At 44.5% G+C, this 16,368-nt stretch carries 10 protein-coding genes; 5 read left to right on the top strand and 5 right to left on the bottom strand.

Annotated elements, in window-relative coordinates; all coding sequences use genetic code 11:
• The first annotated feature begins 26 nt into the window (after nt 1-26).
• On the top strand, nt 27-3,440 hold the full coding sequence (mfd, locus tag NQ544_RS07520; protein ID WP_006847254.1) for a transcription-repair coupling factor: 3,414 nt from the start codon (nt 27-29) through the stop codon (nt 3,438-3,440).
• Between the two features lie 526 nt (nt 3,441-3,966).
• Nucleotides 3,967-5,328, top strand: coding sequence for a TrpB-like pyridoxal phosphate-dependent enzyme (locus NQ544_RS07515; RefSeq protein WP_006847255.1), 1,362 nt, complete (start codon nt 3,967-3,969; stop codon nt 5,326-5,328).
• A gap of 204 nt (nt 5,329-5,532) precedes the next feature.
• On the opposite strand, the gene NQ544_RS07510 is transcribed toward NQ544_RS07515, so the two are convergent.
• Together NQ544_RS07510 and NQ544_RS07505 are read right to left on the bottom strand one after the other, a co-directional pair.
• The gene (locus NQ544_RS07510; protein WP_006847257.1) at nt 5,533-6,087 is read right to left on the bottom strand and encodes a glutathione peroxidase; all 555 of its coding nucleotides are present in this window, start codon (nt 6,085-6,087) and stop codon (nt 5,533-5,535) included.
• Nucleotides 6,088-7,051: 964 nt separating this feature from the next.
• A complete protein-coding gene (locus tag NQ544_RS07505) occupies nt 7,052-11,050 on the bottom strand; it encodes a hybrid sensor histidine kinase/response regulator transcription factor (RefSeq protein WP_167529922.1) in 3,999 nt (1,332 codons plus the stop codon).
• A 371-nt stretch (nt 11,051-11,421) separates the two neighbouring features.
• Between NQ544_RS07505 and NQ544_RS07500 the strand changes: the two genes are divergently transcribed.
• Both NQ544_RS07500 and NQ544_RS07495 read left to right on the top strand, forming a co-directional pair.
• The gene (locus tag NQ544_RS07500; protein WP_006847262.1) at nt 11,422-12,018 is read left to right on the top strand and encodes a lipocalin family protein; all 597 of its coding nucleotides are present in this window, start codon (nt 11,422-11,424) and stop codon (nt 12,016-12,018) included.
• Between the two features lie 38 nt (nt 12,019-12,056).
• Complete coding sequence (locus NQ544_RS07495; RefSeq protein WP_006847263.1) at nt 12,057-12,773, top strand: hypothetical protein; 717 nt, start codon at nt 12,057-12,059, stop codon at nt 12,771-12,773.
• 72 nt (nt 12,774-12,845) lie between these two features.
• On the opposite strand, the gene NQ544_RS07490 is transcribed toward NQ544_RS07495, so the two are convergent.
• The 3 genes from NQ544_RS07490 to NQ544_RS07480 form a co-directional block, all read right to left on the bottom strand.
• The gene (locus tag NQ544_RS07490) at nt 12,846-13,880 is read right to left on the bottom strand and encodes a DNA/RNA non-specific endonuclease (RefSeq protein WP_006847264.1); all 1,035 of its coding nucleotides are present in this window, start codon (nt 13,878-13,880) and stop codon (nt 12,846-12,848) included.
• Nucleotides 13,881-14,068: 188 nt separating this feature from the next.
• Complete coding sequence (locus tag NQ544_RS07485; RefSeq protein ID WP_006847266.1) at nt 14,069-14,320, bottom strand: type B 50S ribosomal protein L31; 252 nt, start codon at nt 14,318-14,320, stop codon at nt 14,069-14,071.
• Nucleotides 14,321-14,641: 321 nt separating this feature from the next.
• The gene (locus tag NQ544_RS07480; RefSeq protein WP_006847267.1) at nt 14,642-14,953 is read right to left on the bottom strand and encodes a hypothetical protein; all 312 of its coding nucleotides are present in this window, start codon (nt 14,951-14,953) and stop codon (nt 14,642-14,644) included.
• Nucleotides 14,954-15,295: 342 nt separating this feature from the next.
• Here NQ544_RS07480 and NQ544_RS07475 point away from each other — a divergent pair, with 342 nt between their 5' ends.
• Nucleotides 15,296-16,366 (top strand): endonuclease/exonuclease/phosphatase family protein, encoded by a 1,071-nt coding sequence (locus NQ544_RS07475; RefSeq protein ID WP_006847268.1) that lies wholly within the window; start codon nt 15,296-15,298, stop codon nt 16,364-16,366.
• Nucleotides 16,367-16,368 lie beyond the last annotated feature (2 nt).

Below are 16,368 nucleotides of genomic sequence, written 5' to 3'. Positions count from 1 at the left end.
CTCAGTAATCAGTAATCAGTACTTGGATGGAAATCCAAAAGATAGAAAAAACATACGGGCGTTCGCCACAGGCGGATGCCCTCTTTGATTTGATGGGGAAGAAGTCGGTTCATTCCATTTTTCTCCAGGGTTTGCTGTGCTCTTCGGCTCCGATGTTCTTTGCTTCTCTGCAGGGGAAGATGAGGCGTTCGGTACTCTTCGTACTGGATGATGCCGATGAAGCAGGCTATTTTTATCACGATCTCACTCAGATGATGGGGCAGGAGAAGGTCTTCTTCTTTCCTTCCAGCTATCGGCGTGCCGTGAAATACGGGCAGCGTGATGCAGCGAACGAAATCCTACGTACAGAGGTGCTGGCGCGCCTCTCTTCGGGAGGACATTTCCTGGTAGTCACTTATCCCGATGCACTGGCAGAACTCGTTGTGGCTAAGCAGAATCTGGATGAACGGATTCTGAAACTGACTGTAGGCCAGCAGATTGCTCAGACCGATGTGGTTCATACCCTGCGCGATTTCGAACTCAAAGAAACCGATTATGTTTATGAACCGGGCCAGTTTGCCGTGCGTGGAAGTATCCTCGATGTCTATTCCTACAGCTGCGAATATCCGTTCCGTATCGACTTCTTCGGCGATGAGATTGACACTATCCGTACCTTTGATGTTGAGACCCAGCTCTCGCAGGCGAAGCGCACAGAGATAGAAATCGTGCCCGAACTCGCCCATATCGAGAGCAACAAGCAGTGTTTCCTCAATTTTCTCTCCGAAAGTACGCCAGTCATTGCGAAAGACCTTTCTTTCGTTTGCGACCGCATTGGTCAGATCTATACCGAAGGCTTCTCATCGCAGAGCCTTACCGAGCAGCTGGAGGGGGCTACTGAGGTAGAGGCTGAGCGCATCAGACATGACATGAAGACCGAGCTCAATCTCGTTTCTCCGCTCGATTTCAAGAAGGCAGTAGCGGCTCATCTCCGTATCGAGTTCGGCAAGGTCGCTCCGTCAGAGAGTTCGGCTGTGATACCTTTCAATATCGCTCCACAGCCTCTTTTCCATAAGAATTTCAATTTGCTTTGTCAAACTCTGGAGGATTTCCTGCTCCAGGGTTACACCTTATATATATTGGCAGATAGCCAGAAGCAGCAACAGCGCCTGAAGGATATCTTTGAAAGCGAAGAGCTGAAGCGCTACGCCATCCGTTTTACACCGGTAGACAAGACGCTTCATGAAGGCTTTACTGACCATGACAAGAAGTGCTGTTTCTTTACCGATCATCAGATTTTTGACCGTTTTCATAAATATAACCTGCGCTCAGATAAAGCGAGAGCCGGCAAGATGGCACTCACCATGAAGGAACTGCAGGAGATGGAAGTGGGAGATTTTATCGTGCATGTAGACTTCGGTATCGGCAAGTTCGGCGGTCTTGTTAGGATTCCTGCGGGCAACAGCTATCAGGAAATGATCCGCATCGTCTATACGAACAATGACAAGGTGGATGTTTCTATCCACTCGCTTTATAAAATCAGCAAATATCGCCGTAGCGATACCGGTACTCCGCCTCGCCTGTCTACACTGGGTACAGGTGCCTGGGATAAACTCAAGGACAAAGCTAAGAAGCGAATCAAGGACATTGCGCGCGACCTGATCAAACTCTATGCCCAGCGCCGACGGGAGAAGGGATTCGCCTTCAGTGCCGACAATTATCTGCAGCATACGCTGGAGGCTTCCTTCCTGTATGAAGATACGCCAGACCAGAATAAGGCTACTCAGGAGGTGAAGAAGGATATGGAGAGCGGCAGACCGATGGACCGTCTGGTTTGTGGCGATGTGGGCTTCGGCAAGACTGAGGTTGCCATCCGTGCAGCCTTCAAGGCAGCGTGCGACAGCAAGCAGGTTGCGGTGCTGGTGCCTACTACCGTTCTGGCTTTCCAGCACTATCAGACTTTCAAAAAGCGTCTGGAAGGCATGCCTGTAAGGGTAGACTATCTCAGTAGAGCCCGTACAACGAAGGAAACCAGAGAGGTGCTTGACGCCCTGAAAGAGGGTAAGATTGATATCCTCATAGGTACGCATAAGCTGATATCAAAGACCGTGAAATGGCATGACCTGGGACTGCTCGTCATCGATGAAGAGCAGAAGTTCGGTGTGTCTACCAAAGAGAAACTCCGTCAGCTCAAGGTAAATGTCGATACACTCACGATGAGTGCCACTCCGATTCCGCGAACCCTCCAGTTCTCTCTGATGGGCGCCCGGGATATGAGTATCATGCGCACTCCGCCACCTAACCGTTATCCGATTCATACCGAACTGGTAACGTTTAGTAGTGAAGTTATCTGCGATGCCATCAATTTCGAGATGAGCCGAAACGGACAGGTTTATTTCGTATGCGACAGAATATCCAAGCTTCCGGAACTTAAGATGCTCATCGAGAAGCATATTCCAGACTGTAGGGTAGCAATCGGTCACGGACAGATGAAGCCTGAGGATTTGGAGAAAATCATCATGGGCTTTATCAATTACGATTATGATGTACTGCTTTCTACCACTATTGTAGAGAACGGTATCGACATTTCCAATGCCAATACGATTATCGTGAGCGATGCTCATCACTTCGGATTGAGTGACCTGCATCAGATGCGTGGACGCGTAGGAAGAAGCAACAAGAAGGCTTTCTGCTATCTGATGGCGCCACCTAAGAGTGCACTTACTCCTGAGGCGCGTCGCCGTCTGGAGGCTCTGGAGACGTTCAGCGAACTGGGTAGCGGCTTCAATCTCGCCATGCAGGACCTGGATATCCGCGGTGCGGGTAATCTGCTGGGCTCTGAGCAGAGCGGTTTTATGGAAGATTTGGGTTATGAAACCTACCAGAAAATTCTCTCTCAGGCTGTCACAGAGTTGAAGAACGAGGAGTTCTGTGATCTTTATCAGGAGAAGATGGATGAAGGTGCCCAGCTTACGGGTGATGATTTCGTTGACGATTGTGGCATAGAGAGCGATCTGGAGATGTATTTTCCACAGACTTATGTGCCGGGTGACAGTGAGCGCATGCTCCTTTATCGTGAACTGGACCGTCTGGAGAGCGATGAGGAAGTAGAGGATTACCGCAAGCGTATGATAGACCGCTTTGGTCCTGTGCCTCATGAAGCAGACGAACTGATGCATGTGGTAGGTCTGCGTAGGGTAGGCAAGAAGCTAGGTTGCGAGAAAATTATTCTCAAGCAGGGCTATATGCAGATGCAGTTTGTGAGCAATGTAAACAGTCCGTTCTACAGAAGTCAGATGTTTAACCGCATACTCGCTTACGTTACCAGTCATATTCAAGATTGTGTTCTGAAGGAAAAATTCAACAAGCGAATGCTTCGCATCAATGATGTGAAGACTGTAGGTCAGGCTGTAAATCTGTTGAATCAGATATCGCAGATAGATTTAGGTAATGAAAAGAAATAATCTGTGTCTACAGTCTATGGGTAAAATCCTCTATCAATTGTGGAAGTAGACAATAAAATAGACTATTGATTTATACTGAAAGGTTATAAATCAGACAACGTTACATGATGATATGTCAACTTTACATGATAATATGTCAACTTTACATGATAATATGTTTCAGTTTAGTGTATAAAAAAAACATTGGAATCTCAATATCCCTATTGAACTCCAATGTTTTATTTTTTTGTATAAGTAAAAGATGATGATAAGCGTTTCACAACGCATTTAGAATTTTTCTGTTGCAAAGATACTATTTTTCATTATAATATAGGGGTAATATTTTGTATTTTATGGGGTAATATTTGATTAAATTTATGAAAATGAAACTGAAAACACATTTATATAACAAATAATACCTGTAGAATGAACTATTTTATTGGATAAAAATAAAAAATAGTGGAAAAACACATAAAAAAGTTCTTTATTTCATTTTTTATTTGTACCTTTGTTCAGGCATACAACAATTTTAAATATATATATAAACATGAGACAGAAAAAGTACATCTTAAGCGAGCAGGAACTTCCTACTCAGTGGTACAACATTCAGGCAGATATGCCTAACAAGCCATTGCCACCGTTGAACCCTCAGACACACCAGCCAATGAATGCTGATGATTTGTCACACGTATTTAATAAGGAGTGCTCAAAGCAGGAACTTGATACAGAGCACGCTTGGATTGATATTCCGGAAGATGTGCTGGAGAAGTACACCTTCTACCGTTCAACCCCTCTTGTACGTGCTTACGCCCTTGAGGAGGCACTCGGTACTCCGGCGCATATCTATTTCAAGAATGAGAGTATCAATCCGTTAGGCTCTCATAAAATCAATTCAGCCATTCCTCAGTGCTACTACTGTAAGCAGGAGGGTGATACCAATGTCACTACAGAGACTGGTGCAGGCCAGTGGGGTGCAGCCCTCTCTTATGCAGCAAAACTCTACGGCCTGGAGGCTGCAGTTTATCAGGTAAAGATTACCATGCAGCAGAAACCATACCGTTCCAGTATCATGCGTACGTTTGGAGCCACAGTAGAGGGTTCTCCTTCCATGAGTACACGCGCAGGTAAGAACATTATCACACGTGATCCTCATCATCCTGGTTCCCTCGGTACTGCCATCAGTGAGGCTGTTGAACTGGCTACAACCACACCGGGCTGTAAGTATACGCTGGGTTCTGTGCTCAATCATGTGGCACTTCACCAGACCATTATCGGTCTAGAGGCAGAGAAGCAGATGGCGATGGCAGGTGAGTATCCTGATCAGGTGATTGCTTGTTTCGGTGGTGGTAGTAACTTTGGTGGTATTGCCTTCCCATTCCTCCGTCACAACTTCACAGGCGAGCGCCATACTGAGTTTATTGCTGCAGAGCCGGAGAGCTGTCCTAAGCTGACTCGCGGTAAGTTCGAGTATGATTTCGGTGATGAGGCAGGTTACACTCCATTGCTGCCAATGTTTACTCTGGGTCATGATTTCAAGCCTGCCAACATTCATGCAGGTGGTCTCCGTTATCATGGTGCTGGTATGATTATCTCCCAACTTCTGAAGGATGGTTATCTGCATGGTGTAGATATCCCTCAGCTGGAGTCATTCAAGTCAGGTATGCTCTTCGCTCAGACCGAGGGTATCATTCCTGCTCCAGAGAGCTGTCATGCGATTGCAGCCACTATACGTGAGGCTCTGAAGGCTAAGGAAGAGGGCAAGGAGAAGGTTATCCTGTTCTGTCTCTCAGGTCATGGTCTTATCGATATGCCGTCTTACGATAGCTTTATCAATGGCGATTTGCACGATTATTCTGTGAGTGATGAAGAAATCCAGCAGTTCCTCAAGGATGTGCCAAAGGTTGACTAATTTTCAGTTAACAGTTTATACTTTATGGCAAACAGTTGACAATTATTCTTTGAGATATATTGAAATAACAATATCACATTATAAAAGAAGCCAGGCTGCGAAAAGCAACCTGGCTTTTTATTTAGAGATTCTGTTCTCTTTTATTTAGAAATTCTATTCTTTTTTTTAGAAATTCTATTCTCAGTTCGAGACTTCAATCTTTCATTAGAAGTTCAACCACTCTTCGATAGCCTTAGCGATGACATCGAAGCTTGTGGTAGGCTCGAAGCGGGCTACAACCTGACCCTTCTTGTTAACGAGGAACTTGGTGAAGTTCCACTTGATATCGGCACTCTCCTTGTAGTTAGGATCAGCCTCGCTCAACATCTTGTCGAGAACAGGGTAGAGAGGGTGGCTCTCGTCCCAACCAGCAAAGCCCTTACATTCTTTCAGAAATTTGAAGAGAGGGGCAGCATCGTCTCCGTTTACCTTGATCTTCTTGTAGCGCTGGAACTCTGTGCCGTATGTAAGCTTGCAAAACTGATGAATGCTTTCATCTGTACCAGGGGCTTGCTGACCAAACTGGTTGCAAGGAAAATCAAGTATTTCGAAACCTTGAGAATGATAGGTCTCATAAAGTTTCTCCAGTTCCTCATACTGAGGGGTGAAACCACACTTTGTAGCGGTGTTAACGATGAGCAGCACTTCGTTGGCATACTCCTTGAGGGAAACATCCTTTCCCTTTCTGTCTTTAACAGAAAATTCGTAAACAGTTCTCATTTTTTTTATCTTTATGTATGTGTTATCTATATTTCCGATCTCAACTTATATGATCTAGAGTGCAAAGATACTACTTTTCTCTTAGAATACTTCAAGAGTTTTTTTAAAAATTCTAAAAATCGAACAAAATCATAGATGAACGAATAAGCGTAACAGAACTTTTGCAAGTTTTGTCCCATACGCCCTGAAAGGGCAGAAGCCCCTAGCCCAGGGCATCACCCTGGGTAATTACGGACTCAAACCTGTCGCCCTGTAAGGGCAAAAGCTTTAAAACTCCAGACAAAACATAAAGCTTTTGCCCTTACAGGGCGTCTTGCTGATTGCCATCATACCCAGGGCGTTGCCCTGGGCTAGGAGCTTTTGGGCCTTCAGCCCGTACTTGAACCACATGCGAAAGTTCTGTGCGTAATATATATAATGTAGATAGTATCGCAGTTAAGAGTATATAGATTCCGTAGATAATTGGGTTTGTGAATAGAAAGGTGTGTAGATTATAAGACTACATAACGGCCTGCATGAAAGTTATAAAAATAAAAAATGCAGGATTTTCACAAACCCTGCATTTCTTTTTCTTAACCTCTTTTTCCTCAAAAAAACAAAGAAAAAGAGGTTTACGATTAATCTATCATTTAACTTTTCTAAGAACTTGTTGCAAAGATACTACATTTTCTTGTAACACCAAACTTTTTCTCAGTTTTTTTTCAGTAAAAAGGGAAAAATAATCAAATACCCTCCTGTTTTTGTACTTTTTTGCAATATCCGGTCAAAAAACAAAGCAAAACGTCTCAATTTTATGACTATTCTGCTTTTTTCCTTGTTTGAACGTTTTGCTGTGTGCGATAACGAAGAAGACTGTGCCCGACAACAACTGAAGATATGTCCTATAATATGTATTACTTTTTTGTCAATACAGATAAAAGCAGCCATCAGTAATGATGACTGCTTTCATCTGTAATGATGCGGGCTATCCCTGCGTTCTGTTTCGGTATTCAGTAGGCACGATACCCGTTTCTTTCTTGAATACCTTCGAGAAATACTTAGGGTCAGTAAAACCTACTGCGAAGGCGATACTGGTCAGTGTATCGTCTGTATTGCGCAATATCTCGCATGCCTTCTTGATACGTATATGGCGAACGAAGTCTACCGGTGTCATTCCGGTCGTTGCTTTCACCTTATTATATAGTACGCTTCGGCTCATACCGATTTCGTTCGAGATGTCATCAATCTTGAGCTCCGGGTTGCCTGCATTTTCAACAACAAACCTGAAGACACGCAACATGGTTCTGTCTTGAATCTGTGCCGCCATAAATGCCAACTCGCTGTTTGGGTCAACCGCTTCATTCTCGGCACTAGTTTCAGCCTGGTTAAGAGCAGGCTGAGGAGCTGCTGCAGGCAGTATTCGCAGGGCTGCTATGGCATCTTTATCGCCAGTTTCCTTCAGCTTTCTGATGACATCCATCTGAATGTTGCGGCGCTGGGTGAGGATAGCCTCTATTCGGCCGAGCAGATAAGGGGTAGAGAATGGCTTGGTGATATAGGCATCAACACCTTCATCAAAGCCTCGCTGCTGGTCTTCTACGCTTGCCTTGGCCGAGAGAATCATCACTGGGATGTTGTTGAGGGTGGTATCCTGCTTAATCTCGTGAATCATCGACAAACCATCCATCACAGGCATGGTAACGTCTGTAAGGATAAAGTCGGGCGTTTCCTTGCGCGCCATCACCAAGCCAGTCTTTCCGTTTTCTGCAAGCAGCACGTTGTAGGTAGGCGAGAGGATGCTGTAGAGGAACTTGCGCAGGTCGGCATTGTCTTCTACTACCAGTACCGTCTGGTCTTTTTGTTCCGCTTCTTCCTGTGCAGTTTCCTGTTCCTTGCCCATTTCTTCCAGGCGTTCAGCCTCTGCATCCTTTTCTTCTTTCTGTTTATTTACTTCTTCCAGATAGTCAGATGCATTGCGGTCGTCAATCTGGCCATTCGCTTTTTCTCTTTCTGCCAGGTCGTAATCTTCCTCGGTCAGACCACTGTTCGTATGGAAGCCTGCCGTGTTGCCGTATCTCTGAACCTTGTCCAGCATTACCAGCATTTCGTTGGCATTGTCTACTACCATTCTCAGCAGTTCCTTGCCCTTTCGGGTGATACCCGGTTCGGTATCCAAAACGGTTTTTACCGGAGCTCCGATGAGCGTTAGAGGGGTTCTCAGACGGTTGGCTGCATCGTTGTAGAACTCGTTCTTCATCACGCTCATCTCGTGGGTTACGTTCTCGCGCTGGCGCTGGTTGTAGGTATAGAAGATTGCGCCTACGATACCGAAGAGCAGAAGCAGCATCAGAAATTTGCACCAGATGCTTTCCCAGAAGGTAGGGCGCACTTCGATAGGCAGTTCTGCCACATACTTGCTCCATACACCTTGAGAGTTGGTGGCTCTCACCTTGAGTACGTAATCGCCATGACTGATACGGTTGAAGCCGATGACATTGCTGCTTCCGTTCGATATCCACTCGCCTGGAGCTGTATAACCATCTATGCGATAGAGGTATTTGGTCTGATACTTGCGCTGATAGTCGAGTGATGCGAAGGTGATGGTCAGATTTCGCTTGTTGGCAGGAATCACCACTTTTTCCTTGTGCAGGATAGGTTCCGACTCCTTCTCTCCGCTATAGTGGAGGGAACAGAAGATGACTTTAGGCTGGTAGTTGCTCTTCTTCAGCGTAGCCGGATTGAAGGTAATCAGTCCCATCGGGGTACCTACCGAGATGTTGTTGCTTGCCGGATCGTAGTAAGGACGGCTTTGCGAGAACGACATGTTGAAGTCGAAATCGTTAGGTCCGAACACGTTGCACTGGCCCGTTTTCGGGTTTACGCAGTCGATACTCGATTCTCTGATTACCCAGATTCTTCCCTGGTTGTCTTCTACCATGCCCTGTACGATGCCTTCGTTAACATCGATGGCATGGAAGTATTTCATCTTCAGGTTGTCTTGCAGGAGCGATTTGCTCACAATCTCTTCCATCACACCGCCCTGTTGCGAGATATACATCTTGCCGCTGGTGTGCTCCATGATATTGTTCATATCGTTTGCAGCCAGACTAGTTGTATCGTTCGGTATGTAGTAGGTCTTGTGGTAATTGATCTTTCTTGCGTTTGTAAAGGCATCACTGAAGGTGATGAGACCATCTGTAGTTCCTACAAGAATGGTTCCCGTAGTGGTGCAGCAGATGCGGCGTATGCGGTCGTAGTGCTGTTTCTCCCAAGGCAGTCCGTTTCGTTTACTGATGAAGCTGATACTGCCGTCTGCCGCCTCGTTAACAAGTGCCAGCCCACCTCCGTAGGTACCTATCCAGATGCGTCCGGTGCGGTCGGCTACAATGTCTTGTATCTTGTCGAACGGCAGCGATGACGGGTTGTTGGCATCATAAACAAAGTGTCTTACCTGCATTTTATCTATCAGATAGACACCATTTCCGTTGGTTCCTATCCATGCTCTTCCCTTGATATCGAAGTGGATAGACATGATGCCCTTCTCGTCGAAGTTTACTTGCTGTGGCACAATCTGTCCGCTTGGCGACAGGTATCCGATGCTTTGGTAGGATGCGTTGAGCACCTGGATTATACCATTGTAATAACCAGCCCAGATATGTCCGTCTGGCGATGCATTCACCGAGAACACTTCGTCTTCGCCCACATCCAGCTTGTTGATAATATAAGGGTGATATTTGAAGACTACCTGTGTCAGGTCGTGAGAGCCTGTCAGCCAGAGGATTCCCTGGTCTGAGAGTACATATTTCGTAATCTTCTGTATGCGGTAGTTGCCCGATGAATTGCTTCTCAGCAGATAAGGCACCAGTTTGCCTGCCTTGCGGTCAAAATAACTGAAGGTTCCTCCTCTAGGCACAACCCAGAGGGTCTTGTGTTCATCTTGTGTGATGAAATTGCTTTCGCAGGTTGTACGGTCCATCGGGTCGTCCTGGTCGGCAAAGAGCCACTGTTTCTCTCCGGTCTTCGGATTGACGAGGGTTACTCCCATGCCGTCAGTGAATGCCCATACCATACCGAAATCATCGGTATAAATCTTCTTTACCTCTGCCAAAGGCTGACTCGGGCTCTGTACGTTGATGATATCAAACTTGAAGGTGCGCGGGTTGTAGATGACCACACCCAGGTTGGTTGCCAGCAGGAGTTGGTAACCTGTATTTTTCAGTTGGTTGATACGGGTTACGCCTTCTGGCATTGGTATCATGGTGAGTCGGTTCTGCAGGTCATATTTTGCCAGTTTACCGTCTTCAGTTGCCAGGAACTCATCTTCTCCCACCCCTCTGAGCCATTTGAAAGGCAGTTTGCTTGGAATTTTCGAATGATATATGTATGCGCCTTTGTCGGTAAGCACCCATTCTCTTCCGTGTATATCTTGATGGATGTACCATACATTTCCGCTTCTGAGTCCCTTTTCTCCTACTTTGATGAGTTCTATGTTCCGCTCATCAAAGGTTTTTCCTGTTGATCGGATGATGTATTTTCCATCTTCTGAAGTAAACCATGTAGCTCCGTTTTTCATAGAGTATACCTGGCTTACGCGCAGGTCGATGTTGAACAGTTCGTTGAATTTCTGTCCAACAGCAAAGAACTGGCAGAAGTGGGTATCGTATACGTAGAGCTGGTGGTCGTATGTGATACACCACACGTTGTTGTTATAGGATGGTTCTATTTTCAGTATACGGTTGGTTGACAGGACGTCAATATCATCGGGGTTGTCTCTGAAAGTATGAAACTTGTAGCCGTCATAGAACGACAGTCCGTTCCATGTACTGAACCACATGAGGTTGTCTTTACCTTGTTTGAGGTCTGAGATGGTATTGGCAGCGAGTCCGTCTGTGATAGAGAATTTTCTCACATCGCAGTAGGGTACAGCTGCTGTCATAATGGTAGAGAGCAGTCCTAATAGGGTGATATATAATTTTCTTTTCATCATTTTTATTCGTATACGTTTATTAATCGCAACAAAGGTAGTGAAAATAAATGAGATATCGTAGTTTTAGGTGTATTTTTTTATGTTATTGCATTAAATTATTCCACTTTTCATGTTATAGGGGTAATATTTGGTTGTTATCTCCCTGTTTTTCTTTTGTTTAGCGTTTGTTGTTTCGCTACTGGTTATTTCTGAATTTTCTTCATGTTTTTGAAAGAATAGGGATTTCCCCCTCAGTTTGTATCCTTTTCCCCTTTGATGCAGACGAAAAATCCACTACCTTTGCATCGAGTTCAAGAAAGAATGCTGTTCTTCGAGAGCTCAATAATTAGAAGATATAAGAATATAAATAACTTAACTGATAAATTGATATGAAAAAGTTTACTACTCTTCTCACAATGGCTTTCATAGCTTTGATGAGTATTTCTCTCACCTCATGTGATGAGGATTCTGATATCGCATACACCCTTGATGGTACATGGAGGGGTAATATGTATGTACAATATGGCAATGTCGATGCTACCTATTCGGTAATCCGATTCGACCAGAATGATGGCATCTATTCCGGTACAGGCTATTGGATCGATTACTTTGATAGAAATTACTGGCATGGCAACAATTATATAGCAAACCGTATTACCTGGACAGTACGCAACAGAAACATCTATATCACTCTTCTTGATGAGAATAGTGATGTTGTGATTTACGACTATGCTCTGGGCGACCGCAAGTTCTCTGGATATGTAGAGGCTGATAACGGCAACCGTGCTTATTTCGAGCTGTATCGCGATTCTTACAACTGGCGCGATGATTATGACTGGGGTTACGATGACGGTTGGGGCTACAGCAAGCAGCATTCGGGCTTGGAGAACACCCAAATTGTTTCTCGCGGAGCTAAGGATTCTGTAGAGTATGTTAAGGTAGCAGATGATAATCAGAAGCCTGTTCGCCGTTTTGTAGTGAAGTAAGGCAATAAGGAATTTAGTTTGAAGAAAGGAAACAAGATATGAAAAAGTTTAATCGGATATGGATGTGGATGGCGATAGCTGCAGCATCTTTCTCATTTACCTCATGTGATGATGATTATTATTGGCATGATGATTATTACTGGTATGATGACTATAATCATGGTGGCTGGGGATGGAACCAGGGCGACTGGAACAATGGTTCTAACGGCTCTCAGAATGATTACCTGCTGTCGGAGGCTCAGACTCTTACAGGCGACTGGAGAGGCTCTGTGATGCTCTCTGAACTTGCTGAGGACGGCCAGTCTCGCAATAACTACAGTTTCCATGCCGAGATGACGTTCTATCAGGCGGGTGATAAGGTTAATTCGCTCAGTGGTAATGGTGTAGAAGTGGATTATGCCGATGATGGAAGCAATGAATCCCAGACCCTGAAGTTTACCTGGTACATCGATAAGAATGGTGATATTTATATCCGTTATAATGAAACGGGTGCTACCTATGTGATGGATGCAGGTGCTAAGCAGTATGGTTTCTATCTGGGTGATGAAAAGGGCCGTGATGTGTTCTATGGTTATATGATAGGAACAGGTAAGGCTAAGGGTGATGTGATGCAAATCGATTTAGTGCGCTACGATCCGAGTGGAGCCCGTAAGAAGACCCGTTCTGCTGCAACCGATTCCGTAGCTCCTAGCTTCGGTAAGGCTACCGGCAGGGCATTCATGCCACATGCAATCAAGAAGTTGCCGGGAAGATGATGATATAAACAAAAGAAATCCGCTCACTCATTGATTTGAGAGAGCGGATTCTTTGTTTGTATATAGCCTGATTTATTTAAAGCCCCAAAGTTTCTTGAGAACTTCTGCATCTTGGTTTTCAACATTCTTCTCTATTTCATCAGGGAGATTACAGAAGAAGTAGATGCCGGTTTTGTCTTCCAGCGTCTTGATGTTTACGACATAGTTGCCGAGCTTATCGCCATTTTCAAATGCCTTGTTCTCGTGAGGGAACCAATAGCCGAAAGCGCTGTATTTAAAGCTGTCAGTTTCTTTATTATATTTCTTTTCAAGGAATGCTACAAAGAAATACTTTGGCACAGGGATATATCCATCATGAGGTTGCTTTACGTACTCCGATGGTTTAATATGGCTTCTGTTTTTAACATATTCTATTACGTTTCCGTTTTCGATAGTGCCACCCTTCACTACGAAAAGAGTATCTCTTCCTGAGATATTTTTCTTTAAGTTCTGCTGTTCCATAGCATACCAGATACCTTTGTTCTGATTAAAGGTAGAATATTGTGGCTGCATATTGGTGAAATAGAAAGTCTGTTTGTTTGATGCAACAGAAACTTGGCGCTCGTTAGATGCTATCAGGTGTCCACAGTCATAACCAGAATTTTGGTATGGAGTTGATGCAAACTCTGTAATACCAGGGTAATACTTAGCCATGTCTGGGTCGTTGATAAAATTGTCAGTACGACCTATGTTGTTATTCTTAATGTTGCTTTCACAATAGAAGTAGCAAGTCCAGCGCTGTGATTGGATATTGTCATCCCATTCAGAACTGAAGTTAACAGCATTATCTGCCATGTGAGTAACCACATAGCTTGAACCGCCTTTAATCTTAGGGAATTCCAGGCCATTGATAGCATTCTTTACAACTTCAGGCATAATGGCTGTAGGCATGTTCATATTTTGGTTAGCCTTGTTGGTAGATATTCCAGGAGTATTATCACCTCCTGTGCTACCTCCGGTATTACCATCTTTATCAGGAAAATAGAACTGCAGCGAATCATCAGTACCGCAGGCAGAGAACGTCATCGCAGCTACGAGTGCTAAGATAAAAAACTTAGTATGCTTCATAATTCTCGATAATGTTTATTAAGTTAAAGGTTTAGTGCTTTCTATATATAGAGAGATATGTAGAAAATCGATTGTATGAAGAATAGTAGTGAGAGAAAAAAAGTGCATTCCTACGTATATGCAACTACGCTGGAATGCACTCAGTATCTTTGCGATAATAAATATATCCTTATAAAAAAGGTATATTATTACTTCTTCAATTTGCCGTAACGGTTCATAAAGCGGTCTACGCGACCCGCTGTATCAACGAGCTTGCTCTTACCTGTGTAGAATGGGTGAGATGTGCTAGAGATTTCAATCTTAACAACTGGATAAGTCTCGCCTTCGAACTCAACAGTGTCGTTAGTCTTGCATGTAGACTGAGAGAGGAACATATCGCCGTTAGACATATCCTTGAATACTACAGGACGATAATTCTCTGGATGAATACCTTTTTTCATTTTTCTTTTTTATTTTTATTGGGTTATTAAAATTAGACGTCATGGGGATGCTCGTTGCATCATTTCGTGTCCCTTATCGGGGCATGCCCATTATAGCCTGTTATCAATTTCAGGCTGCAAAGTTACGCTTTTTTCCTGAAACCACCAAATATTTCTTCTTCTTTTTAAGAAATATTTTAGAAATGAGCATAATACGTAGGTTCGTGTTCCCTCCTGACACCTATGTTTTTAATGGATGAAAAGAAATCCTCATCGTCTCTGTTTGTGTAGAGGACGATGGGGAACAGTATTTTTTCTAATACATAATATCTACTAGGGGAATTACTTCAATGTGATGATGATCTTCTCGATGTAGAGAGCACCAACAGTATTGTTCCAAATGGTAAAGTACTTGCTGTTTACGCTGCTGAAGTCGTAGGTAAAAGTGAACGAATTGAGGGTGCTGCCTGTCTCTGTGGTGTAGATGGTGACATTGGATGACATGTCATCGTCCTCGCCCAACTGTGCCTCGGAGAAGGTAAAAGCATTTTCGTCGAGTCCCTGGGCTATGTTCTGGTCAGTCTTTTCGTTCTGAGCCATAGCCAATGAACACGAGAAGAGCGCTAACATTGCTAAGTTTACTTTCTTCTGCATAGTTTATATGTATTAAGTTTAACTGTCGGTGACAGCAGTCTTCTTTCGCAGTGATGATATATTTATAGTCCCGTTGGATTATGTTTAGGTAAACTGTAAGGGGGACTTATCATGCTTTCTGGTCTTGTGTCTTCTGTCTCGATCAAAAATAATTATAAGTGCTGCAAAGTAACAAAAATTTTTTTTAAAAGAGAAGTTATTTATGTTAAAAATGCATGAAATCTGAAAAAATATTCGTTTTTATGGAGATATTTCCGGTTTTTTAGGTATCTTTGCTGCGTATTTCCTTATGAAGTTTAGAAATACATATATAATAAGGTATACATTAATAATTAATATTGTATGAGAAAACAATTGCTCTTGCTGGCTGCCCTCCTCATGATAGGGCTGGGCGCTACAGCACAGAAAAAGAAGTCGCAGACTTCCGGTAACAAGCAGTATCAGGTGTATGCTGTGGGTTTCTATAACCAGGAGAACCTCTTCGATACCTGCCATGATGCCGGTAAGAATGATTACGAGTATCTCCCTGCTAAGGGATGGAATGGTATGAAATATACCAATAAACTCAAGAATATGTCGCGTGCACTTGCCGACATGGGTACCGATGTGCTGCCTAACGTGGGCTGTGCCTTCATCGGTCTGTCTGAGGTTGAGAATGCCAACGTGCTGAAAGATCTCACCGCGCAGCCGCCTCTCAAGGCAAGAAATATGCAGTTCTGCCATATCGAGGGTCCCGATAAGCGAGGCATCGATTGTGCGCTGCTCTATAATCCGGCACTCTTCACGGTGAAGAACACCCGATTGGTGCCTTACGTACAGGAACTTGCCAAGGATTCTGCCTACAAGACCCGTGGTTTCTTCACCGTACGTGGTGAGCTGGCGGGCGAGGATGTGGCGGTAATCGTATGCCACTGGCCAAGCCGTTTCTCCGGTCCGTTCTATCGCGAGAGCGGAGCGCGCCAGACTAAGGTGGTAAAAGACAGTCTGCTCCGTCTGAACCCGGCGATGAAAGTGTTCGTGATGGGTGATATGAACGATGATCCTACCGACGCCAGCATGCACAAGGTGCTGAAGGCGAAGGCTGAAATCAGCGAGGTAGGTGCCGATGATATGTATAACCCATGGTATAACATCCTGGCTAAGGAGGGCAAGGGAACCCTGTTCTACAGCGGTTCATGGAATCTCTTCGACCAGATTGTCATCACGCCTAATCTCCTGAACAGGGATAGTAAGAACAAGGACTACAGTTCTCTGAAGTTCTGGAAGAACCACATCTTCCGCCGCGATTACCTCATCCAGCAGGAAGGTCAGTACAAGGGTGCTCCTTTGCGTACCAAGGCAGGCGGCAGATGGCTCAACGGCTACAGCGATCACCTGCCGGTAGTAATGTACCTGGTGAAGGAAAAGAAGTAGAA

Source organism: Segatella copri DSM 18205 (assembly GCF_025151535.1).
Classification (GTDB): domain Bacteria; phylum Bacteroidota; class Bacteroidia; order Bacteroidales; family Bacteroidaceae; genus Prevotella; species Prevotella copri.
Note: the sequence above shows the minus strand (reverse complement) of the source record. Positions and strands in the feature narration are given on the sequence as shown.